The 21,622-nt window shown below is 57.4% G+C and carries 18 protein-coding genes; 13 read left to right on the top strand and 5 right to left on the bottom strand.

What is annotated here, in order from left to right; all coding sequences use genetic code 11:
- Nucleotides 1–193: 193 nt before the first annotated feature.
- Together ispE and lolB are read right to left on the bottom strand one after the other, a co-directional pair.
- The gene (gene ispE, locus LZ634_RS19130) at nucleotides 194–1,042 is read right to left on the bottom strand and encodes a 4-(cytidine 5'-diphospho)-2-C-methyl-D-erythritol kinase (RefSeq protein WP_234508067.1); all 849 of its coding nucleotides are present in this window, start codon (nucleotides 1,040–1,042) and stop codon (nucleotides 194–196) included.
- Nucleotides 1,042–1,665 (bottom strand): lipoprotein insertase outer membrane protein LolB, encoded by a 624-nt coding sequence (gene lolB, locus LZ634_RS19125; RefSeq protein WP_234508040.1) that lies wholly within the window; start codon nucleotides 1,663–1,665, stop codon nucleotides 1,042–1,044. Before lolB ends, ispE begins: the two co-directional genes overlap by 1 nt.
- Before the next feature lie 209 nt (nucleotides 1,666–1,874).
- Between lolB and hemA the strand changes: the two genes are divergently transcribed.
- The 6 genes from hemA (at nucleotide 1,875) to kdsA (ending at nucleotide 7,256) form a co-directional block, all read left to right on the top strand.
- Nucleotides 1,875–3,131 carry a glutamyl-tRNA reductase gene (gene hemA / locus LZ634_RS19120; protein ID WP_234508038.1) on the top strand — a complete coding sequence of 419 codons (1,257 nt, stop codon included), beginning with the start codon at nucleotides 1,875–1,877 and terminating at the stop codon, nucleotides 3,129–3,131.
- A 35-nt stretch (nucleotides 3,132–3,166) separates the two neighbouring features.
- Nucleotides 3,167–4,249, top strand: coding sequence for a peptide chain release factor 1 (gene prfA / locus LZ634_RS19115; RefSeq protein ID WP_234508036.1), 1,083 nt, complete (start codon nucleotides 3,167–3,169; stop codon nucleotides 4,247–4,249).
- A complete protein-coding gene (gene prmC / locus LZ634_RS19110) occupies nucleotides 4,249–5,100 on the top strand; it encodes a peptide chain release factor N(5)-glutamine methyltransferase (protein ID WP_234508065.1) in 852 nt (283 codons plus the stop codon). Before prfA ends, prmC begins: the two co-directional genes overlap by 1 nt.
- Nucleotides 5,097–5,489, top strand: a complete 393-nt coding sequence (gene sirB2 / locus LZ634_RS19105; RefSeq protein ID WP_234508035.1) for an invasion regulator SirB2 — start codon at nucleotides 5,097–5,099, stop codon at nucleotides 5,487–5,489. The genes prmC and sirB2 overlap by 4 nt, the downstream gene beginning before the upstream one ends.
- Before the next feature lie 3 nt (nucleotides 5,490–5,492).
- On the top strand, nucleotides 5,493–6,302 hold the full coding sequence (gene sirB1 / locus LZ634_RS19100; RefSeq protein WP_234508033.1) for an invasion regulator SirB1: 810 nt from the start codon (nucleotides 5,493–5,495) through the stop codon (nucleotides 6,300–6,302).
- A 99-nt stretch (nucleotides 6,303–6,401) separates the two neighbouring features.
- Nucleotides 6,402–7,256 carry a 3-deoxy-8-phosphooctulonate synthase gene (gene kdsA, locus LZ634_RS19095; protein WP_052285295.1) on the top strand — a complete coding sequence of 285 codons (855 nt, stop codon included), beginning with the start codon at nucleotides 6,402–6,404 and terminating at the stop codon, nucleotides 7,254–7,256.
- A gap of 116 nt (nucleotides 7,257–7,372) precedes the next feature.
- On the opposite strand, the gene chaA is transcribed toward kdsA, so the two are convergent.
- Nucleotides 7,373–8,473, bottom strand: coding sequence for a sodium-potassium/proton antiporter ChaA (gene chaA, locus LZ634_RS19090; RefSeq protein ID WP_234508031.1), 1,101 nt, complete (start codon nucleotides 8,471–8,473; stop codon nucleotides 7,373–7,375).
- A gap of 363 nt (nucleotides 8,474–8,836) precedes the next feature.
- Between chaA and LZ634_RS19085 the strand changes: the two genes are divergently transcribed.
- On the top strand, nucleotides 8,837–9,517 hold the full coding sequence (locus LZ634_RS19085; RefSeq protein WP_234508029.1) for a gamma-glutamylcyclotransferase: 681 nt from the start codon (nucleotides 8,837–8,839) through the stop codon (nucleotides 9,515–9,517).
- Nucleotides 9,518–9,563: 46 nt separating this feature from the next.
- Here the strand turns inward: LZ634_RS19085 and LZ634_RS19080 are convergent, their stop codons facing one another.
- Nucleotides 9,564–9,809: a DUF1883 domain-containing protein gene (locus LZ634_RS19080; protein WP_112203963.1), complete on the bottom strand. Its 246-nt coding sequence runs from the start codon at nucleotides 9,807–9,809 to the stop codon at nucleotides 9,564–9,566.
- A gap of 272 nt (nucleotides 9,810–10,081) precedes the next feature.
- On the bottom strand, nucleotides 10,082–10,435 hold the full coding sequence (locus LZ634_RS19075) for a DsrE/DsrF/TusD sulfur relay family protein (protein WP_052284386.1): 354 nt from the start codon (nucleotides 10,433–10,435) through the stop codon (nucleotides 10,082–10,084).
- Nucleotides 10,436–10,509: 74 nt separating this feature from the next.
- Between LZ634_RS19075 and nasR the strand changes: the two genes are divergently transcribed.
- The 6 genes from nasR to LZ634_RS19045 all read left to right on the top strand — a co-directional run bounded on the left by nasR (nucleotide 10,510) and on the right by LZ634_RS19045 (nucleotide 21,532).
- On the top strand, nucleotides 10,510–11,718 hold the full coding sequence (gene nasR / locus LZ634_RS19070; RefSeq protein WP_234508027.1) for a nitrate regulatory protein NasR: 1,209 nt from the start codon (nucleotides 10,510–10,512) through the stop codon (nucleotides 11,716–11,718).
- A gap of 201 nt (nucleotides 11,719–11,919) precedes the next feature.
- Entirely contained in the window at nucleotides 11,920–13,176 is a 1,257-nt protein-coding gene (locus tag LZ634_RS19065; protein ID WP_234508025.1) for a CmpA/NrtA family ABC transporter substrate-binding protein, read from the top strand.
- Between the two features lies 1 nt (nucleotide 13,177).
- Nucleotides 13,178–14,053, top strand: a complete 876-nt coding sequence (ntrB, locus tag LZ634_RS19060) for a nitrate ABC transporter permease (RefSeq protein ID WP_234508023.1) — start codon at nucleotides 13,178–13,180, stop codon at nucleotides 14,051–14,053.
- Between the two features lie 10 nt (nucleotides 14,054–14,063).
- Nucleotides 14,064–14,852, top strand: a complete 789-nt coding sequence (locus LZ634_RS19055) for an ABC transporter ATP-binding protein (RefSeq protein ID WP_234508063.1) — start codon at nucleotides 14,064–14,066, stop codon at nucleotides 14,850–14,852.
- Between the two features lie 12 nt (nucleotides 14,853–14,864).
- Complete coding sequence (gene nirB, locus LZ634_RS19050; RefSeq protein WP_234508021.1) at nucleotides 14,865–18,929, top strand: nitrite reductase large subunit NirB; 4,065 nt, start codon at nucleotides 14,865–14,867, stop codon at nucleotides 18,927–18,929.
- Nucleotides 18,926–21,532, top strand: a complete 2,607-nt coding sequence (locus tag LZ634_RS19045) for a nitrate reductase (protein WP_234508019.1) — start codon at nucleotides 18,926–18,928, stop codon at nucleotides 21,530–21,532. Before nirB ends, LZ634_RS19045 begins: the two co-directional genes overlap by 4 nt.
- Nucleotides 21,533–21,622 lie beyond the last annotated feature (90 nt).

The following is a 21,622-nucleotide window of genomic DNA, read 5'->3' as shown; positions in this document are numbered from 1 at the left end:
CATGCGTCCAGTGGTGGATGAAACGGGCCAAAAACTGTGCGGGCCAGGCGCGATTTCATCCAGGCGGTGTATTAAAGAGCGCGATGCAACGTCTGGAACGGGGTGACGTTGTCACCGGAGCTCAGTTTGCCCGGCAGGGTTTACTCATCACTTTTCTTCTTTCGTCAGCAAAACTGGCGGAAATCCGAATAATTCAGAGTAGGGCTTGCTTTAATGGAGAGAGGTTTACACCTTTCGCCACAAAGCCTTGCAACCATTCCGGGGCTTGCTCAAGCACCTGGCGGGCAGCGAGTTCCGTGTCGAATTCAGCAAAGACACAGGCTCCTGTTCCAGTCAGGCGCGACGGCGCGTATTCTAACAGCCAGGAAAGCACATCATCAACCTCGCGAAAACGTTTTCTTGCGATAACCTCGCAATCATTAGCGAATTCACAATTTAATAACGTATCTATTGACCTGACAGGGGTATTTCGTGGCAGCTCCGGATCGCCAAAAATGACCGGTGTCGGAATACTGACACCCGGGTGGGCAACCAGATACCATTTTTCCGCCACTTCAACCGGTGTCAGCACTTCGCCGACGCCTTCCGCAAAGGCCGCGTGACCGCGAACGAACACCGGCACATCCGCGCCCAGCATTAAGCCGATGGTTGCCAGTTCATCTTCTGAAAGATGGCACTGCCACAAATGATTAAGGGCAACCAGTACCGTTGCCGCATTCGATGAACCGCCGCCCAGGCCGCCACCCATCGGCAAACGCTTGTCGATACTGATATCGGCACCGCTGCCTTCCGGCAGACGCTGGCTTTGCGCCGCCGTTTTCATCAGCAGGCGCGCGGCGCGAATAATCAGGTTCTCTTCATTCGGCACGCCGTCGACCGGCGTCAGCAGCCGCAGTTGCCCATCGGTACGCGGCTCGATGGTCAGCGTGTCGCCATAATCGAGGAACTGAAACAGCGTCTGTAGCGTGTGGTAGCCATCAGGACGCTGCCCGGTAATGTATAAAAACAGGTTCAGCTTTGCGGGAGAGGGCCAGCGGGTCATCATTTAACGATCCAGTTGTCCATTTTCAGCTTGATGCGCTGAGAGCCCTGGGTCAGCTCCATGTTGGATGGCAGCACAGGCTGCGTTTTGCTGTCGTAGCCGCTATAGACCACTTTCCAGGTTTTGCCGTTCTGGCTGTAGTTGAGTTCGCTCAGACGATACTGATCGTCAAGCTTATAGTCGGTAGCGTCGCCCGGTAGGCCGAGGATCCACTGACGCAGGCTGTTGAGTGGAATCGGCATTCCGGTCAGCTTACCGATCATCTCTTCGCCGTCGGCGGCGGTGTAGTGCTGGCCTTTATTATCGGTCAACTGCGCCGAACCCGCCTGGCCTACCAGTTCCAGTTCGGTACTGCCTAACGGGTTGGTGAGCAGCAGGCGATAGTTATCCTGGCCGGTTTGCTGCCAGAAGAAGCGGGCATAAACCTTCTGCTGGTCGGAGATATAAGCAAAGGCGCCGCGCGTCTGGTACTGGCTGAGCTTGCGCACTTCTTGCTGATGCTGCTGCCACTCAGGCGAGGTTGGACTTTTGCCCGGCCCTGGCGGTTGAGTGGTGGTACAAGCGGTAAGAACCAGCGCTGCCAGCGGCAGCAGACGAACCATGCGGAAATCAGACAGGGCCATAATAATGACAATCCTTGAAATGCGTTGCAGTAATTAGGCTTAATGCTAGCGTCGCCGGGGGGCAGCGTCTACGCTCAAGTTGTCTTAAATCATAAAATTAACCCAGCTTACCTATTACTCCAAAAGGGGAGCCTCCCTTTTATTGATCTCGCGCATCCTGTATGATGCGCTCAGACTAACCTTATCAACGCTGGTACTACTCCCGCACAATGACCCTTTTAGCTCTTGGCATTAACCACAAAACAGCCCCGGTAGCGCTGCGAGAACGTGTGACGTTTTCGCCAGATACGCTTGACCAGGCGCTGGAGAGCCTGCTGGCTCAGCCAATGGTACAAGGGGGAGTGGTCCTGTCGACCTGCAACCGCACCGAACTCTACCTGAGCGTCGAAGAGCAGGATAATCAGCATGAAGCGATTATCCGCTGGCTGTGCGATTACCACGGATTAAACGAAGCCGAGCTGCGTCAGAGCCTCTACTGGCACCAGGATAACGACGCTGTTAGTCACCTGATGCGTGTCGCCAGCGGCTTAGACTCGCTGGTGCTTGGTGAACCGCAGATCTTAGGGCAGGTGAAAAAAGCGTTTGCCGACTCCAGCCGCGGCCATCTCAACGTGAGCGAGCTGGAACGCATGTTCCAGAAATCATTCTCCGTTGCCAAGCGTGTGCGCACGGAAACGGATATTGGCGCCAGCGCGGTGTCGGTCGCGTTTGCTGCCTGTACGCTGGCCCGACAAATTTTTGAATCTCTCTCGACGGTCACGGTGCTGCTGGTTGGCGCAGGCGAGACCATCGAGCTTGTGGCGCGCCATCTGCGTGAACATCACGTGCAAAAAATGCTGATTGCTAACCGTACCCGTGAACGGGCGCAGGTGCTGGCGGACGAAGTGGGGGCGGAAGTGATTGCCTTAAGCGACGTCGACGAGCGGCTAAAAGAGGCCGACATTATTATCAGTTCAACCGCCAGCCCACTGCCGATTATTGGTAAAGGCATGGTTGAGCGCGCTCTGAAAGCGCGCCGCAATCAGCCGATGCTGCTGGTAGACATCGCCGTACCGCGTGACGTGGAACCGGAGGTGGGGAAACTCGCCAACGCCTATCTCTACAGCGTGGATGACCTGCAAAATATCATTCAGCACAACCTGGCGCAGCGCAAAGCCGCCGCGGTGCAGGCTGAAACGATTGTCGAGCAGGAAGCCAGTGAATTTATGGCCTGGCTGCGCGCGCAAAGCGCCAGCGAAATCATTCGTGATTATCGTGCTCAGGCTGAAAGCGCGCGTGAAGAACTCACCGCGAAAGCGATTGCCGCGCTCGAACAGGGCGGCGATCCGCAGGCCATCATGCAGGATCTGGCGCGTAAATTAACCAACCGCCTGATCCACACGCCAACCAAATCACTTCAGCAGGCCGCCCGTGACGGGGATGATGAACGCCTGCATATTCTGCGCAACAGCCTCGGGCTGGAGTAGCACAACTCTATTTATTACAAGGTGCATTTACGCCAATGAAGCCTTCTATTGTTGCTAAACTGGAAGCTCTCTACGAGCGCCATGAAGAAGTTCAGGCGCTGCTTGGAGATGCGGCAACCATTGCCGATCAAGACCGTTTCCGGGCGCTGTCGCGTGAGTACGCGCAGCTGGGCGACGTTTCTCGTTGTTATACCGACTGGCGCCAGGTTCAGGACGATATTGAAACCGCGCAAATGATGCTCGACGATCCTGAAATGCGCGAAATGGCGCAGGAAGAGTTACAGGAAGCCAAAGCGCGTGAAGAACAGCTGGAACAGCAGCTGCAGGTTCTGCTGCTGCCACGCGATCCGGACGATGAACGCAACGCGTTTGTTGAAGTGCGCGCCGGTACCGGCGGTGACGAAGCGGCGCTGTTTGCCGGCGACCTGTTCCGGATGTATTCCCGCTATGCGGAATCCCGCCGCTGGCGCGTGGAGATCATGAGCGCCAACGAAGGCGAACATGGTGGCTTTAAAGAAGTGATCGCGAAAATCAGCGGCGAAGGCGTTTACGGCCGCCTGAAGTTTGAATCCGGCGGTCACCGCGTACAGCGCGTTCCGGCAACCGAATCCCAGGGGCGTATCCACACCTCCGCCTGTACCGTGGCCGTATTGCCAGAGGTTCCGGAAGCCGAGCTGCCGGATATCAACCCGGCGGACCTGCGTATTGATACCTTCCGCTCCTCGGGCGCGGGCGGTCAGCACGTTAACACCACCGACTCTGCAATCCGTATTACCCACTTGCCAACCGGCATTGTGGTGGAGTGTCAGGACGAACGTTCCCAGCATAAAAACAAAGCCAAAGCGATGTCGGTGCTGGGTTCGCGTATCCGCGCGGCTGAAATTGCTCGTCGTCAGCAGGCGGAAGCCTCCGAGCGCCGTAACCTGCTGGGCAGCGGCGACCGTAGCGACCGTAACCGTACCTATAACTTCCCGCAGGGGCGCGTGACTGACCACCGTATCAACGTGACGCTTTACCGTCTGGATGAAGTGATGGAAGGAAAGCTGGATATGCTTATCGAGCCTATCGTGCAGGAATACCAGGCCGATCAGCTGGCGGCGCTGTCCGACACGGAATGATGACTTATCGACAGTGGCTACAACAGGCTATCGCGGCCTTCGCAGCGAGCGAAAGCCCGCGGCGTGACGCCGAGATCCTGCTGGGACACGTAACCGGCAAGGCGCGGACCTACATTCTGGCTTTTGATGAGACCGAACTGACGGCCTCGCAGATGGCAACACTGGCGGAGCTGCTGGCGCGGCGCGCTAACGGCGAACCGGTCGCCCATCTGGTGGGGACGCGTGAGTTCTGGTCGCTGCCGCTCTTTGTCTCTCCGGTGACGTTGATCCCGCGCCCGGATACGGAATGTCTGGTTGAGCAGGCGTTAGCCCGCTTGCCACAGACACCGTGCCAGATACTGGATCTCGGTACCGGTACCGGCGCCGTAGCGCTGGCGCTGGCAAGTGAGCGACCGGACTGTCAGTTGACCGCCGTCGATTTTATTGCCGATGCGGTGAAGTTGGCTCAGCGAAATGCCGATAATCTGGATATTCGCAACATCACCATTGTGCAAAGCGACTGGTTCAACGCGCTTGATGAACAGCGTTTTGCCATGATTGTTAGCAATCCGCCCTATATCGATGAGCGGGATGAACACCTGGCTCAGGGCGATGTGCGTTTTGAACCGAAAACGGCATTGGTGGCGGCGCAAAATGGCCTTGCCGATCTGGCGCATATTATTCGCCACGGACGTCAGCATCTGCTGCCGGGTGGCTATATGCTGCTGGAGCACGGCTGGAAGCAGGGCGACGCGGTGCGCGCACTGTTCCAGGAGGCGGGCTATCAGCATGCCCAAACCTGTCGCGACTACGGTGATAACGATCGCCTGACGCTGGCGCAATGGCCGGGTGACGCGGAGGTTTGTCCATGAATTTATTCCAGTGGGTGCTCTATTTACATATAGGGTCGGCCATTGTTTCCGTCAGCTTTTTTGCACTACGCTACTGGTGGAAACACCACGCAAACGCCATGCTGGAGGCGCGCTGGGTGCGCGTTCTGCCACATGCAGTCGACAGCGTACTGCTACTGAGCGGCGTCGCGCTGATGCTGATGACGCGCTATTTTCCTTTCACCGAAGAAGGGACATGGCTGACGGAGAAGCTGTTTGGCGTTATCATTTACATCTTTTTGGGTTTTGTCGCGCTTGGACGTCGTCGTCCGCGCAGTCAGCAGAGTGGCTTTGTTGCCTTCCTGCTTGCGCTGGTGGTGTTGTGCATCATCGTTAAACTCGCCATCACTAAAGTTCCGTTGTTGGGGTAAGGTATGAAGTCACTGGCTGATTTTGAATTTAATAAAGCGCCGCTGTGCGATGGCATGATCCTTATTTCCGAAATGATTCGTGATGATTTCCCATCGCAGAAGGTGCGTGAACAGCTCGAATGCCTGGTGGCATTAGCCCGCGAGGAAATTAGCCCTTCCTGGACGCTGACGCGTCAAATGGAGCGTCTGATTGAGCTGTTTTATCATGAGTGGAATTTTGGCGACTCGTCGGGCGTATATCGCCTGTCCGATGCGCTGTGGCTCGATCAGGTGCTGAAAAATCGTCAGGGCAGCGCGGTAGCGCTCGGGGCGATAGTGCTGTGGATTGCCAGCCACCTCGACATTCCCGTGGTGCCGGTGATTTTCCCGACCCAACTGCTGCTGCGCGCCGATGTTGACGACGAAGAGCTGTGGCTGGTGAATCCGTTCAACGGCGAGACGCTCGACGAACACACGCTTGAAGTCTGGCTCAAAGGCAACATCAGCCCGATGGCGGAGCTGTTTAATGAAGATCTCGATGAGGCGGACAACGCTGAAGTGATCCGCAAGCTGCTCGATACGCTGAAGTCGGCGCTGATGGAAGAGCGGCAGATGGAGCTGGCGCTGGGTGCCAGCCAAACGCTGCTGCAGTTTAACCCGGAAGACCCGTATGAAATTCGCGATCGTGGGCTTATCTACGCGCAGCTGGAATGTGAACATATTGCCCTTACTGATTTAAATTATTTCGTTGAGCAATGTCCGGAAGACCCGATCAGCGAAATGATCCGTGCGCAGATTAATACCATCGCGCACAAGCAAGTTACTCTTCATTAAAATCCGTTTTTAGCGGGGCAAATTCGTACCCTTGCCCCTTTGATGTAACTTAAGTTATTTGCGTATATAATCGCGGAAATACCCTAACAAGGCGCTCTTATGAAAGAAAAAGTGGTTAGCATTGGTGATATCAAAGTCGCAAACGACCTGCCGTTTGTTCTGTTTGGCGGCATGAACGTGCTGGAGTCACGTGACCTGGCAATGCGTATTTGCGAGCACTACGTGACCGTGACCCAGAAACTGGGCATCCCTTACGTATTCAAAGCTTCATTTGATAAAGCCAACCGTTCCTCTATTCACTCCTACCGTGGTCCAGGCCTGGAAGAAGGGATGAAGATTTTCCAGGAACTGAAGCAGACCTTCGGCGTGAAGATCATCACCGACGTTCATGAAGCCAGCCAGGCTCAGCCGGTTGCCGACGTGGTTGACGTTATCCAACTGCCAGCGTTCCTTGCTCGCCAGACCGACCTGGTTGAAGCAATGGCGAAAACCGGCGCAGTTATCAACGTTAAAAAACCACAGTTCGTGAGCCCAGGCCAGATGGGTAACATCGTCGACAAATTCATTGAAGGCGGTAACGACCAGATTATTCTGTGTGACCGTGGTGCAAACTTTGGTTATGACAACCTGGTTGTCGATATGCTGGGCTTTGGCGTAATGAAAAAAGCGTCCAACAACTCCCCGGTTATCTTTGACGTGACCCACGCGCTGCAGTGCCGCGACCCGTTTGGCGCAGCATCGGGCGGCCGTCGTGCACAGGTTGCTGAACTGGCGCGTGCCGGTATGGCGGTTGGTATTGCCGGCCTGTTCATTGAAGCGCACCCAGATCCAGACCATGCCCGTTGTGATGGTCCATCCGCGCTGCCGCTGGATAAACTGGAACCGTTCCTGAAGCAAATGAAAGCCATCGACGACCTGGTAAAAGGCTTCGATGAGCTGGATACCAGCAAATAACGTTGCTTAACGAATAAAAAAAGCCGGTCTGTTGTATAACAGACCGGCTTTTTTATTCGCGAAATATGGAGACCGGAATAGACGCGAAACGTCGTTATCCGGTCTCTCAGCAGCGCTTAGGCAAAAATAGTCATCAGATAAGCCGCAAACAGCGCCAGATGCGCCGCACCGTTCAATACGTTGGTGCGCCCGGTCGAGAAGGAAATCTGGCACAGTACCAGCGAGGCCACCATCACAATCATCTCCGGCATCCCCAGGCCAAACATCAGCTCGTTGCCGGTCATGTAAGCAATTAGCGTCACTACCGGTACGGTCAGTGAAATAGTCGCCAGCACCGAACCAAAGAACAGGTTCATGGCGCGCTGTACCTGGTTATTCAGCACCGCTTTCAGCGCACCCAGGCCTTCCGGAGACAGGATAAGCAGGGCCACCAGGAAACCGGTAAAGGCCACCGGGGCGTTCATGCTGGTCAGTAACGTCTCCAGCGGGTTGGCGTTCATCTTGGTGACGGCAATAACCGCAACCAGATGGACAATCAGCCACACCGCGTGCCACAGGCTGCTATGCGCCGAGGGTTTACCGTGATGCGGATCATCGTCATCGCTGTCATCTTCATGCTCATAAATAAACAGGCTCTGGTGCGTTTTGGTCTGAATAAGCAAGAATACGCCGTACATGGCAGCAGAAATCAGCGCCACCAGCAGCGACTGGCCAATGGTAAAATTGGCACCCGGCAAGGAGGTCGGGAAGACCAGTACAATAATCGCCAGTGGGAACAGGGCAATTAAATACTGTTTGATGCCAAATAGGTTCATATATTGCGTGGCGAATTTACGACCACCGAGCAATAACGAAAAGCCGACTAATCCGCCGGTGACGATCATAATGATGGAATAGAGCGTATCGCGCATCAGGGTAGGGGCGGCATCACCCGTAGCCATTAATGCCGATATCAGGCTAACCTCAAGGATAACTACGGAAAGACTTAAAATCAGAGAGCCGTACGGCTCGCCAAGGCGGTGTGCTAATACATCCGCGTGGCGGACAACGCTAAATGCGCTGCTAAGAATACCAACTAACGCCATGGCGTTAATCGCGATAACCACTGGCAATGACTGACTACTTCCCCAGAATAACAGGATTGCCAGCGCCACTACCGGGAAAATAAGCGACGTCTCCTTATGGCGAGTTTTCACCGCCTCATGCGCGTGGGTCATGTTTGTCTCCATCTGTGCAGGTATTTATAATTATAGAAAAAGCAGTGGTATAAATTAACAAATTTTTCCACTGGCAATGCGATCTTTTACTAAAATTTACCCATAGCGCCATTTTTTCGCGTAGATGTCTATAATATAAAATATCGGTTAAATATTTTTTAAATAACAGCAAATTGCTATGTTGGAATTATCCATTTTTATCGCTAATACGGACGTGAATTGACGCAGAAGTCATAGCAGACAAATTGCATCCTGCCGCATAAAGCTGGATAATATTTCATCAATGACAGCTCCGGAGGTCGCCATTCGTTCCCTTAAGGGCGTATGTGTTGCAGGGAAGAGAAGTGGTGGTGGAGGTTTACAGTGTTAACGCGTGATTTCTTGATGAAGGCAGATTGTACAACGGCGTTTGGCGCCATTGGGGAAACGCTATTATGGTCTGCTGAACAACGTGCGGCATCGCTGGCGGCGACGCTGGCCTGTCGGCCGGATAACGGCCCGGTGTGGATTTTTGGCTACGGCTCCCTGATGTGGAACCCGGCGCTTAACTTTAGTGAGTCCGTCACCGGTACGCTGGTTGGCTGGCACCGGGCGTTCTGTCTGCGTCTGACGGCCGGGCGCGGCAGCGCCTGTCAACCGGGGCGCATGCTGGCGCTCAAAGAAGGCGGGCGCACCACGGGCGTAGCTTACCGTCTGCCGGACGATGAAATTGAAAACGAGCTGTCACTACTGTGGAAGCGCGAGATGATCACCGGCTGCTATCTGCCAACCTGGTGCAAGCTGAGCCTTGACGACGGGCGTACGGTTAACGCGCTGGTATTTATTATGGACCCGCGTCATCCGCTGTATGAGTCTGACACCAGCGTGCAGGTGATCGCGCCGCTGATTGCGCGCGCCAGCGGGCCGCTCGGCACCAACGCGCAGTATCTGTTCTCGCTGGAACAAGAGCTGCAAAAGTTGGGAATGCCGGATGACGGTTTGAATGAGCTGATTGGGAAAGTGCGGACGCTGGTTGGCGGTGTGAATCCGCCGGGGCTGGCTTAAGCTGTATCGTGAAAACCCCGGAAGTGCGTGCTTCCGGGGTGAATCATCAGGCTGCTACGTAGCTGATGGAGTGCTCAAGAGACTGGCTGTGGCTGTCGATCAGCACATTCCAGGTTCCGCTATACGGTACGGTCAGATACGCTTTCTCTTCGTTCTGTACGCTCAAAATATCGGTATTATGACTGCTGGTATTCTTCTGCGTGCTCATTAAATGAATATGGCAACGCTCTGAACAACGCACCACCACCGTATCCCCACCAAACAATGTCAAACTTGCCTTAACCATCGCCAAACTACCCCGCTGCCTATGAGTCAACCCGCATCCTGCGATCGAATCCTCTAATTTCGCCTGTGATATTGTTCACAAATCACTCATGGCATAACACCAAACCCGGGGAGGGCGGATGCTGATTTTGATCAAAAAAACCCGCAACGCTTCAACAAAAATGACAATATCCCTGAATCCATTCAGCCTTCATGACATTCATACGAGTAATGAGGCAGAGTTAATATAAAATTCTTTAAACGGCGATGGTTTTAGTTGGCCCGGCTAATTGAGCGGAATCAGAAGGTCAACACCTTGTCTGCTGCCAGCGTCCACTGCGCCAGTTCGACCAGCGTGCCGATCTCTACGCCGTCAATCAGCGGCAGTGCGCTGATGCCGCGCCCGTCGGTGCAGGTCTTACACAGTTTAACCGGCACGCCCTGAGCGGTGAGGATCTCCAGCATCTGCTGAATGTTGTAGCCTTCGGCCGGTTTTTGTCCGCGCAGGCCCGCAGTCACCGCGTCCGACATTAAGAACAGCTGCAGCTGCAGGTCATCCTGCTGCTCGCGCAGGGCGATGGCTAAACGCAGGCTGTTAAACAGAGACTCGCTGCCATAAGCAGCACCGTTGGCGATAATGACGATACGTTGCATCTGAACTCCTTTAAGGCACGGTTATTGCTAGACGTTAGGACTATCGGTAAGAAAATCCTATAACGGGAGAGCGCATGATAAACCGTGAAGATGAGACACCCGGCGCTATCGAGTGGTTTCGTTACGCGCGTCAGGTGCAAAAAGAGCAGCTCCATCAGCTCGCACAGCAGGGGCAACTGGTGAGCCAGTTAAGCCACGTGGTGCATATGTTACAGTGTGAGCGGGGCGCATCCAACATCTGGTTGTGTTCGCAGGGGCGATTATATGCTGCTGAACGTCGCGCCAGCGCGGCGCTGGTGGATGAACAGGCCCGTAGCCTGCTTGCCCGACTAATCCCGCAATATCTACCTTCCGCCAGCGGCCTGTGCCAACGCATCGCCCGCGCGGTGTGGTCGCTGGAGCAACTGCCCGCACTGCGCGAGAAAGTGAGCGCCTTGCAGATAAGCCCGGAAGCGGCAACCAGCCAGTTCAACCGCACCATTCGCCATCTGCTGAACATCATTCCACAGCTTAACGACAGCATCGACGATCCCACTCTCGCCGGGCGACTGGTGGCGCTCTACAGCTTTATGCAGGGCAAAGAGCTGGTTGGCCAGGAACGCGCGCTTGGGGCGCAGGGGTTTGCGCTCGGCGATTTCAGCGATGAACTTCGCCAGCGTCTGGTCGATAGAATCGATGGCCAGCAGCCCTGTTTCGACAGCTTCTTATCGCTGGCCAGTGCGCCGCTGAAGATGCTGTTTTTTACCGAGTGTCAGGCGGGCATTGCCATTGAACAGCTGCGGCGCATCGCCTGTACCCGCAAACCGACGGCGGATGACGGGCAAAGCGCGTTGCACTGGTTTACCCTGCAAACCCAGCGTCTGGAGCAGATGCGTGGGCTTGAAGAGCTGTTGATTGGCGAGCTGATGAATGCCGTAGAGGCGCTTTTGCAGGAGGACGAAACGTTGGCACCGACGTTTGACGATCCACCTGGCGACAGTCTGGTGCTGCATCTTGACCGTCAGCTTTTACCGCTGGTTCGCCAACAGGCGCGTGAGCTGGAGCAGCTATCCAGCCAGCTGGCTTCGCTAAAGGATACGCTGGAAGAGCGGCGTTTGATTGATAAGGCGAAAAGCATACTGATGACCCATCGACAGATGAACGAGGAACAGGCCTGGCACTGCCTGCGCAAGATGGCGATGGACAAAAACCAGCGGATGGTGGAGATAGCCCGCGCGCTGCTGGCGGTGAAGTCGCTCTGGCAGGACGAGCCAGGGGCACCGTTGCACAATCAGCGGGCATGAATGCCTGAATGCGGTGCAAAAATGTGATCGGGCAACAGGTTTTGCCCGGATACCACGCGATTTTATACCTGGCATCTGAATTGCATTAGTTCTGTAAACAGTCGGTTGTGCGCCAATGGCGGCGCATGAACCACGAGGATAAAGGCGTCCTGCAATGCGTAAGCATTGCCGGGCGCTTTTTTTTTGCATTTGGGAGCGAGTATGGGCGAGACGTTTTCACTATCACGGCGGCGGTTATTACAGGCTGGAGCGGCGCTGGGCGGCGCGATGCTGCTGCCCGGCATGATGCCATCGGTCTGGGCGGCGGGGTCAGATAAGCCGGAGCTCGCAACGGTCAAGGTGGGTTTTATCCCGTTGACCGACTGCGCGCCGCTGGCGATTGCATCGCTAAAAGGGTTCGATAAAAAGTACGGCATCACGCTGGTGCCGAGTAAAGAGGCCAGCTGGGCGGCGGTACGCGACAAACTGGTTAACGGCGAACTGGATGCTGCCCATATTCTTTACGGCCTGCTGTACGGGCTGGAGCTGGGCATTGCCGGTAAACCGCAGGCGATGGCCAACCTCATGACCCTCAACCGCAACGGGCAGGGGATCACCTTGTCGACCGATTTGCAGGAAAAGGGCGTCACCGATCTTAGCGGGCTGAAAACGCTCGTCGCTAACAGCGAACCGGGCACCTATACCTTCGCCCACACCTTCCCAACCGGCACCCACGCCATGTGGCTCTATTACTGGCTGGCGAGCGGTGGCATCAACCCGTTTACCGACGTGCGCACGGTGGTGGTGCCGCCACCGCAGATGGTGATGAACATGCGTATTGGCAACATGGTGGGATTTTGCGTCGGCGAACCGTGGAATGCGCGTGCCATCAACGACCGCATCGGTTTTACCGCCGCTACCAGCCAGGACATCTGGCCGGATCACCCGGAAAAAGTACTCGGCACCCGCCGGGACTGGGTTGAGCAGCATCCCAATACCAGCCGTGCATTGGTTGCCGCGCTGCTCGATGCCGCACGCTGGATTGACGCCTCCGACGACAACAAACGCGAGACTGCAAAAATCCTCGCCCAGCGCGGCTGGCTGAATACCAAAGAGCAATATCTGACGGGCCGCATGCTCGGTGCCTACGACAACGGCATCGGTCGCCGCTGGCAGGACCCGCATCCAATCCGCTTTTTCGACCACGGCGAGGTCAGCTATCCCTGGCTATCGGACGGCATGTGGTTCTTAACCCAGTTCCGCCGCTGGGGTCTGTTGAAAAACGATCCCGATTATTTGGCCATTGCCCAGCGCATTAACCGTATCGATGTGTGGAAAGAGGCGGCGCTGGCGGTGGGCGGTGTGAGTGCGCCAACGCAAACGCTGCGCAGTAGCACATTGATCGACGGCTCGATATGGACCGGGGCCGATCCAGCCGGGTACGCCCGGAGTTTTAACGTTCAACGCCTGGGGGCATGAGATGAAGACCAAAACCACGATTGTCGATGCGCCTGCACCCGCAGGTGAAGTGATTACGTTACCGCCGGTGCAGGTCCGCCGCCAGCCGCCCGCGTTTCGACGTCATCTGCGCGCGCTTGCCGAACGCACCATTCCGGCGCTGCTGGGTCTTGGCCTGTTGGTGCTGGCCTGGCAGCTCGCCGCCGTGAACAGCAAGGGCTTCCCGACGCCGCTCAGTACCCTGGATTCTGCGTTAACGCTGTTTGCGGACCCGTTCTATATCAACGGCCCGAACGACGTGGGCGTCGGCTGGAATGTGCTGGCTTCCTTGCAGCGCGTGGCGGTGGGCTTTGGTCTGGCGGCGCTGGTCGGGATCCCGCTGGGCTTTTTGATTGGTCGCTTTACCTTCGCCTCGCGCATGTTTACGCCGCTGATTGCGCTGTTGCGCCCGGTCAGCCCGCTGGCCTGGCTGCCGATTGGTCTGCTGCTGTTTCAGAAGGCGGAGCCGGCGTCGAGCTGGACCATTTTCATCTGCTCAATCTGGCCGATGGTGATTAACACCGCCGAAGGGGTGAAACGTATTCCGCAGGACTACCTCAACGTGGCGCGGGTGTTGCAGCTTTCCGAATGGACGGTGATGCGCAAAATTCTGTTCCCGGCGGTGCTGCCGTCGGTGCTGACCGGCGTACGCCTCTCAATTGGTATCGCCTGGCTGGTGATTGTGGCGGCGGAAATGCTCACCGGCGGCTTAGGGATTGGCTTCTGGATTTGGAACGAGTGGAACAACCTCAACGTCGAAAACATCCTGATAGCCATTGTGATTATCGGCGTGGTGGGGCTGCTGCTTGAACAAGGGTTGATGCTGATTGCGCGTCGTTTTAGCTGGCAAGAGAAGTGAGGAGAAAATGATGAAACCATTAATTCAGGTGCAGGCCGTAAGCCAGCGTTTTCACACCGACAGCGGCGAGTTTCTGGCGCTGCAAAACGTCTCTTTCGATATTCACGAAGGTGAAACCGTCAGCCTGATAGGCCACTCCGGCTGTGGGAAATCCACGCTGTTGAACCTGATCGCCGGTATCACGCTGCCGACCGAAGGCGGGCTTATCTGCGATAACCGTGAAATTGCCGGTCCCGGCCCGGAACGCGCGGTGGTGTTTCAAAACCACTCGCTGCTGCCGTGGCTGAGCTGCTTCGATAACGTCGCGCTGGCGGTTGACCACGTCTTCCAGCGCAGCATGAGCAAAGCCGAACGCCGGGAGTGGATTGAGCACAACCTTGACCGCGTGCAGATGGGGCATGCGATGCACAAACGCCCCGGGGAAATCTCAGGCGGCATGAAGCAGCGCGTAGGCATCGCCCGGGCGCTGGCGATGAAACCCAAAGTCTTGTTGATGGATGAGCCGTTTGGCGCGCTGGACGCGCTGACCCGGGCGCACCTCCAGGATTCAGTGATGCAAATTCAGCAGGCGCTGAATACCACCATCGTGCTGATCACCCATGATGTGGATGAAGCAGTACTGCTCTCGGACCGGGTGATGATGATGACCAATGGCCCAGCCGCCACCGTCGGCGAGATTCTCGACGTCAATTTACCGCGCCCGCGCAATCGGGTACAGCTGGCGGAGGATAGCCGTTATCACCACCTGCGCCAGCAAATCCTCCATTTCCTCTATGAAAAACAGCCGAAAGCGGCGTAAGGGAGGAGACGTATGCGGCAACTGGTCATGATTGGTAATGGCATGGCGGCTACCCGGCTGGCGGAAACGCTGGTGGCCGCTGCCCCTGATGCGTTTGCGATAACCATTATCGGTGACGAGCCGCATCCGGCCTATAACCGCATTCAGCTGTCGCCGGTGTTAGGTGGGGAAAAGACCTTTGCGCAGACGCAGTTGCACCCGGCGCAGTGGTACATCGACCATGGGATCACCCTGTGCTGCGGTGAAACGGCGCTGGCGGTGGATACGTCGGCGCGCAGGGTTCGCACAACTCATCGCGAGCTGGCGTGGGATGAACTGGTGTTTGCCTGCGGTTCTGCGGCCTTTTTACCACCGCTACCGGGTATCGACCTGCCGCACGTTTTTCCCTTCCGCACCATCAAGGATGTGGATGCCATTCTGGCGCAGCCCGGCGATGCGGTGGTGATTGGTGGGGGCGTATTAGGCGTCGAGGCGGCGGCTGCGTTACGGCGATTAGGTGACAACGTCACTTTAATTCATCGCGGCGATCGGTTGATGGAACAGCAGCTGGACGAACAGGCCGGGGCGCTGCTGGCCCAGCGTCTGGCGGAGCGCGGCATCGGTTGTGAGCTTAATGCCAATATTCAACGGATTACCCCTCAGGCGGTGCAACTCAGCGATGGGCGAGAAATTCCCGCCGCGCGGGTGGTGATGGCCACCGGCGTGCGGCCCAACATTTCGCTGGCGCAACGCGCCGGTATTGCCTGCGATCGCGGGATTATCGTCAACCGCCAGCTGGCTACGGCGGTTGCGGGAGTGAGCGCCATCGGCGAGTGCTGCGAAATCGACGGCCAAACCTTCGGCCTGGTGGCGCCTTGTATGCAGCAGGCGGACGTGCTGGCCGCAAGACTTACGGGTACACCTGGCGATGATTTTCACTGGCAGGACGGCGGCACGCGGCTGAAAGTCACCGGCATCGATCTCTTCAGCGCCGGGCAAATACAGGCCACGACGGAAGATGAACAATGGAGCTCGCTTGACCCACAGACCGGACACTATCGCCGACTGCTGATACGAGATGGACAACTGACCGGCGTTTTGCTGCTGGGCGACTGCGCCAGTGCCGCCACCTTCACCGATTTACTGCATTCCACGCAGCCTGCGCAAGCGGGTTGGATCTTCGACCAATTCACGACGCAGCCATCGGCTGCAGGAACGAAAACCATGACAAAATCAACATTAGCAGTGGTGGGACACGGTATGGTCGGCCACCATTTTCTTGAGCAATGTGTCAGCCGTAACCTGCATCAGCAGTATCAGATTGTGGTCTTTGGCGAGGAGCGCTACGCCGCCTATGACCGGGTTCATTTATCAGAGTACTTTGCCGGGCGCAGTGCGGATTCGCTGTCGCTGGTGGCCGGTGATTTCTTTGCTGAGCATGGCATTGAGCTGCGCCTCTCGCAGACGATAACCGACATCGATATTGATGCTCGTCTTATCCGCGACGCCGAAGGCCATGAGCTGCACTGGGATAAACTGGTGCTGGCTACCGGCTCCTATCCGTTTGTGCCGCCGATTCCCGGTAACGATCTGCCGGGCTGCTTTGTGTACCGTACTCTGGACGATTTGGATGCTATTGCGGCGCGGGCGAAAACGGCCACTCGTGGCGTAGTGATTGGTGGTGGACTGCTGGGGCTAGAGGCGGCGAATGCGCTACGCCAGCTGGGGCTTGCGACGGAAGTGGTTGAGTTTGCTCCTAATCTGATGGCGGTTCAGCTCGATAACGGCGGCGCGGCGATGCTGCGGGAGAAGATTGTTGATTTAGGCGTCGGCGTGCACACCAGCAAAGCCACGACCGCCATCACGCCAATGGCCGATGGGCTGGTGCTGAACTTTGCCGACGGCAGCAGCCTGGAAACCGATATGGTGGTGTTCTCCGCCGGGATCCGCCCGCAGGATGCGCTAGCCCGTAGCGCCGGGATCCTCCTTGGCGAGCGCGGTGGTATCGCGGTGGACAACCAGTGCCAGACTTCCGCCGCCGATATTTTCGCTATCGGTGAATGTGCGCTGTGGGATAACAAAATCTATGGCCTGGTGGCACCGGGCTACCAGATGGCGCGGGTCGCTGCGGCAACGCTCGCCAGTGAAGAGGCCGCTTTTACCGGCGCGGACATGAGCACCAAACTCAAGCTGCTGGGCGTTGATGTGGCCTCCTTTGGCGATGCCCAGGGGCGTACCGCTGGCAGCCAGAGCTATCAGTGGATCCATGGCCCGGAGCAGGTTTATAAAAAAATCGTGGTTAGCGCCGATGGCAAAAAGCTCCTGGGCGGCGTGCTGGTGGGCGATGCCAGCGATTACGCCACGCTTTTACAGATGATGCTGAACGATATAGCGCTGCCATCACGCCCTGAGTCGCTGATCCTGCCGGCGCTGGAAGGTTCCGCCCCGAAAGCCTTGGGCGTTGCCGCTTTGCCGGACAGCGCGCAGATTTGTTCGTGCCATAACGTCAGCAAAGGGGATATTTGCCAGGCGGTCAGCGCTGGCGCGACCAGCATTGGCGCGATTAAAAGCTGTACCAAAGCGGCGACCGGCTGCGGCGGCTGTAGCGCGCTGGTGAAACAGGTAATGGAGTACCAGCTGGAACAGCAGGGCGTAGAGGTGAAAAAAGATATCTGCGAACACTTCCCATACTCGCGACAGGAGATTTATCACCTGGTGCGGGTCAACCGCATTCATACCTTCGAACAGCTGATCCAGCGCTATGGTCACGGTGACGGCTGCGAGATCTGTAAACCGCTGGTGGGCTCGGTGCTGGCGTCGTGCTGGAACGAATACCTGCTCAAGCCTGCGCATTTGCCGCTGCAGGACACCAACGATCGTTATTTTGCCAATATTCAAAAAGACGGCACCTACTCGATTGTGCCGCGGATGCCGGCGGGAGAAGTGACGCCGGATGGACTGATAGCGATTGGTCATATCGCCAAACGGTACGCGCTGTATAGCAAAATCACCGGCGGCCAGCGTATTGACCTCTTTGGGGCGCGGCTGGAACAGCTGCCGGATATCTGGCGCGAGCTGCTGGCGGCGGGCTTCGAAACTGGCCATGCGTATGGCAAATCGCTGCGGACGGTAAAATCCTGCGTCGGCTCCACCTGGTGCCGCTACGGCGTGCAGGATTCCACCGGGCTGGCGGTGACGCTTGAACACCGTTACAAAGGGCTGCGCGCGCCGCATAAAATCAAAATGGCGGTCTCCGGCTGCACCCGCGAATGTGCCGAAGCGCAGAGTAAGGATGTCGGGGTGATCGCCACGGATAAGGGCTGGAACCTCTATCTGTGCGGTAACGGTGGGATGAAGCCGCGTCATGGGGATCTATTTGCCAGCGATCTCGACGATGCCGCCTTGCTGCGTACCGTCGATCGTTTCCTGATGTTCTATATTCGCACCGCCGATCGCCTCCAGCGCACCAGCACCTGGATGGACAATCTCGAAGGTGGGCTCGATTACCTCAAAAGCGTGATCCTCGATGATTCACTGGGGATTGGCGAAGAGCTGGAGCAGGAGATGGCGCGAGTTATCGACAGCTACCAGTGCGAATGGCAAACGACCCTCAACGACCCGCAGCGGTTAGCGCTGTTCCGTTCGTTTGTGAATAGCGACAGCCCGGATGAAGCCGTGGCGCGCCAGCCGGTTCGTGGGCAATTGCAGCTTGCGCCCGTGGCGGAACTGCCGGTGCTGGCCGCGAGTAATAAACCGTGGCAGGCCGTCTGCTCCGTCGAAGCCATTCCACCGCAGGCCGGAATTGGCGCCCGTCTTGGCGAGATGCAAATCGCGCTGTTTCGCTTGAATGACAAAATCTATGCCCTGGATAACCAGGAGCCGGGCAGCCAGGCCAACGTCCTGTCGCGTGGGCTTTTGGGGGATGCCGGCGGCGAGCCGATGGTTATCTCCCCGCTGTATAAACAGCGTATTCGCCTGCGCGATGGGTGCTCATGCGAGAGCGGTGAGCCGATGGTGCGGGTGTGGCCGGTGAGGATTGAAGACGGCAAAGTGTGGGTCGGCAACCAGGCGCTGGTGATGCGCGCGGAGGCATCATGACGCAAACCCGAACCACCTGCCCGTATTGCGGCGTCGGCTGCGGGGTGTTGGCAAGCGTGCATGACGGCGAGGTGAGCGTGCAGGGCGATGATGCGCATCCGGCCAACTTTGGGCGGCTGTGCGTGAAAGGGGCGGCGCTTGGCGAAACCACCGGGCTCGCCGGGCGATTGCTGCATCCGCAGCTTGACGGCCAACAGGTCAGTTGGCCGCAGGCATTGAGCGCGGCCGGTGAGCGCCTGCGGGCGATTATCGCCGAGCATGGCCCGCAGGCGGTGGCGTTTTACGCCTCCGGCCAGCTATTAACCGAAGATTACTATGCGGCCAATAAGCTCATGAAAGGGTTTATCGGCGCGGGAAACATCGATACCAACTCACGCCTGTGTATGTCTTCCGCCGTGACCGGCTACAAACGGGCGTTTGGTGCGGATGTGGTGCCGTGCAGCTATGAGGATGTAGAGTGCAGCGATCTGGTGGTACTGGTGGGATCGAACGCCGCCTGGGCGCACCCGGTGCTGTATCAACGGCTGGTGCAGGCAAAGCTCAATAATTCACAGATGAAAGTGGTGGTGATCGACCCACGGCGCACCGCCACCTGCGATATCGCGGACCGCCATCTGGCGATCGCGCCGGGTACGGACGCGGGCTTATTTGTCGGCCTGCTCCAGGCGATAGCCGAAACCGGCAAGGTGGAAACGGCCTTTGCCGATGCTGATGTCGCACTGGATCGGGCGGCAGAGTGGACGGTCACAAGAGTCGCCGATTTTTGCGGCCTGACAGAGGTCGACGTGCAGGCGTTTTATCAGGACTTCATGGCCGCCCCGCGCGCCATCACCCTCTACACCATGGGCATTAATCAGTCCTCCAGCGGCAGCGACAAATGCAACGCCATTATTAACGTCCATTTAGCCAGCGGGAAATTCGGCCGCGCGGGCTGCGGGCCGTTTTCGCTGACCGGACAGCCAAATGCGATGGGCGGCCGGGAAGTCGGCGGCCTGGCGACGATGCTGGCGGCGCATATGAATTTTGAACCCGCGGATCTCGCGCGGGTGGCGCGTTTTTGGGGCACTGAGCGGCTGGCGCAAACCCCGGGGCTGATGGCGGTGGACTTGTTTTCCGCCATTGGGCGCGGTGAGGTGAAAGCGGTCTGGATTATGGGCACCAATCCGGCGGTATCGTTGCCGGACAGCCATGCGGTGAGCCTAGCGCTGGCAGCGTGCCCGCTGGTTATTGTCTCTGAAGTGGCGGCAGAGACCGATACTTCGCGCTATGCCCACGTTCGTTTTCCGGCGCTGGGCTGGGGGGAGAAAAACGGCACTGTGACCAACTCCGAGCGGCGGATCTCGCGTCAACGGGCGTTTCTGCCAGCGCCCGGGGAGGCTAAGGCCGACTGGTGGATTATCGCCCAGCTGGCGAAACAGCTCGGCTTTGCCGCCGCCTTTGGCTGGCAGCATCCACATGAGGTGTTTAGCGAGCATGCGGCGCTTTCAGGCTTTGAGAATGATGGCCAGCGGGCTTTTGATATCAGCGGGCTGTCAGCGCTGACGCGCGAACAGTGGGATGCGTTAGAGCCGGTACGCTGGCCGGTCAGCCGCCGCGAGAATACGTGGGATCTGCAGCGCGGCTGGCGCGGCGATGGTCAGCTGAGAATGGTGCCGGTGACGCCGCAGGGAATGCAGGCGCGTCCCGAACCGCTGTATCCGCTAATCCTAAACAGCGGCCGTATCCGTGACCAGTGGCATACCATGACCCGCACCGGGGATGTGCCGCGGCTGATGCAGCATATTCCTCAGCCCATCGTTGAGATAGCCCCCCAGGATGCCGTCCGTTTTGGCCTGAATGACGGTGAACTGGCGCGGATCAGCTCTCCGCGAGGGGTGATGGTGGCACGGGCCGTGGTGAGTGACAGCCAGCGTCCTGGCTCACTCTTTACGCCGATGCACTGGAACGACTGTTATTCGCGGCAGGGGAAAATCAATAGCCTGGTCGATGCGGTCGTCGACCCGCATTCGGGACAACCTGAAAGCAAACAGACGGCGGTGCGCATCGCCCCGTGGCAACCGCGCTGGCAGGGCGAGCTTTACTCCCGTTCTCCGGTAGACCTCCCGCCTCATCTGCACTGGTGGCGTAAGGCTGTACCAGGGCTGCATCATCTGACGGTATGCGGCGAACGGACGATTCAGTCGGAACTATTAGCCTGGTGTCAGCGTTACGGTTGGCAGATTCAGGTCGCCAGCCTCGGGGAGACGTGGCACCTGTTGGCCTGGGAACAGGGGCAGCTGATGCTGGGGTTCTGGAGTAGCCGCACGCTGCCGGAGCTTGACTCCGCGCTTATCGAAGGCGCGTTTAACCTGGCGCCGCAAACGTTGATTGAACGTCACGCACTGCTCGGTGGACGGGATTTGGCGCGGCCTGCGGTGGGGAAAATTGTTTGCAGCTGTTTCAGCGTCGGTGAAAAAACCATCGCCGAAGCGATTGAAAAACAAGGCTGCTCGACGCCGGGAGAGCTCGGCAAAATGCTGAAATGCGGCACCAACTGCGGCTCGTGTATTCCTGAGCTGAAAGCGCTATTGGCCTGTGCGCAACCGAAGGTGATGATTTCATGATTATTCAGTCTATTCCTGGAATGGGGCGCGAGGGCTGAAGGCGACAGCTAAAAAGGCTAAACTACAAAATCAGGGTCGGTGGCATTTGAC

It is taken from the genome of Kluyvera intermedia (assembly GCF_021440345.1).
In the GTDB taxonomy this organism is placed as follows: Bacteria; Pseudomonadota; Gammaproteobacteria; order Enterobacterales; family Enterobacteriaceae; genus Kluyvera; species Kluyvera intermedia_A.
The sequence above is the reverse complement of the archived record's forward strand: the minus strand, read 5'-3'. Positions and strand labels throughout refer to the sequence as shown.

What these genes read in the sequence shown, in the direction of transcription:
- LZ634_RS19065 (WP_234508025.1), top strand. Translation starts at nt 11,920, where the DNA reads ATGGGCGAGACGTTTTCACTATCACGGCGGCGGTTATTACAGGCTGGA.
- chaA (WP_234508031.1), bottom strand. Translation starts at nt 8,473, where the DNA reads ATGACCCACGCGCATGAGGCGGTGAAAACTCGCCATAAGGAGACGTCG.
- sirB2 (WP_234508035.1), top strand. Translation starts at nt 5,097, where the DNA reads ATGAATTTATTCCAGTGGGTGCTCTATTTACATATAGGGTCGGCCATT.
- ntrB (WP_234508023.1), top strand. Translation starts at nt 13,178, where the DNA reads ATGAAGACCAAAACCACGATTGTCGATGCGCCTGCACCCGCAGGTGAA.
- kdsA (WP_052285295.1), top strand. Translation starts at nt 6,402, where the DNA reads ATGAAAGAAAAAGTGGTTAGCATTGGTGATATCAAAGTCGCAAACGAC.
- lolB (WP_234508040.1), bottom strand. Translation starts at nt 1,665, where the DNA reads ATGGCCCTGTCTGATTTCCGCATGGTTCGTCTGCTGCCGCTGGCAGCG.
- prfA (WP_234508036.1), top strand. Translation starts at nt 3,167, where the DNA reads ATGAAGCCTTCTATTGTTGCTAAACTGGAAGCTCTCTACGAGCGCCAT.
- sirB1 (WP_234508033.1), top strand. Translation starts at nt 5,493, where the DNA reads ATGAAGTCACTGGCTGATTTTGAATTTAATAAAGCGCCGCTGTGCGAT.
- LZ634_RS19055 (WP_234508063.1), top strand. Translation starts at nt 14,064, where the DNA reads ATGAAACCATTAATTCAGGTGCAGGCCGTAAGCCAGCGTTTTCACACC.
- nirB (WP_234508021.1), top strand. Translation starts at nt 14,865, where the DNA reads ATGCGGCAACTGGTCATGATTGGTAATGGCATGGCGGCTACCCGGCTG.
- prmC (WP_234508065.1), top strand. Translation starts at nt 4,249, where the DNA reads ATGACTTATCGACAGTGGCTACAACAGGCTATCGCGGCCTTCGCAGCG.
- hemA (WP_234508038.1), top strand. Translation starts at nt 1,875, where the DNA reads ATGACCCTTTTAGCTCTTGGCATTAACCACAAAACAGCCCCGGTAGCG.
- nasR (WP_234508027.1), top strand. Translation starts at nt 10,510, where the DNA reads ATGATAAACCGTGAAGATGAGACACCCGGCGCTATCGAGTGGTTTCGT.
- LZ634_RS19045 (WP_234508019.1), top strand. Translation starts at nt 18,926, where the DNA reads ATGACGCAAACCCGAACCACCTGCCCGTATTGCGGCGTCGGCTGCGGG.
- ispE (WP_234508067.1), bottom strand. Translation starts at nt 1,042, where the DNA reads ATGACCCGCTGGCCCTCTCCCGCAAAGCTGAACCTGTTTTTATACATT.
- LZ634_RS19075 (WP_052284386.1), bottom strand. Translation starts at nt 10,435, where the DNA reads ATGCAACGTATCGTCATTATCGCCAACGGTGCTGCTTATGGCAGCGAG.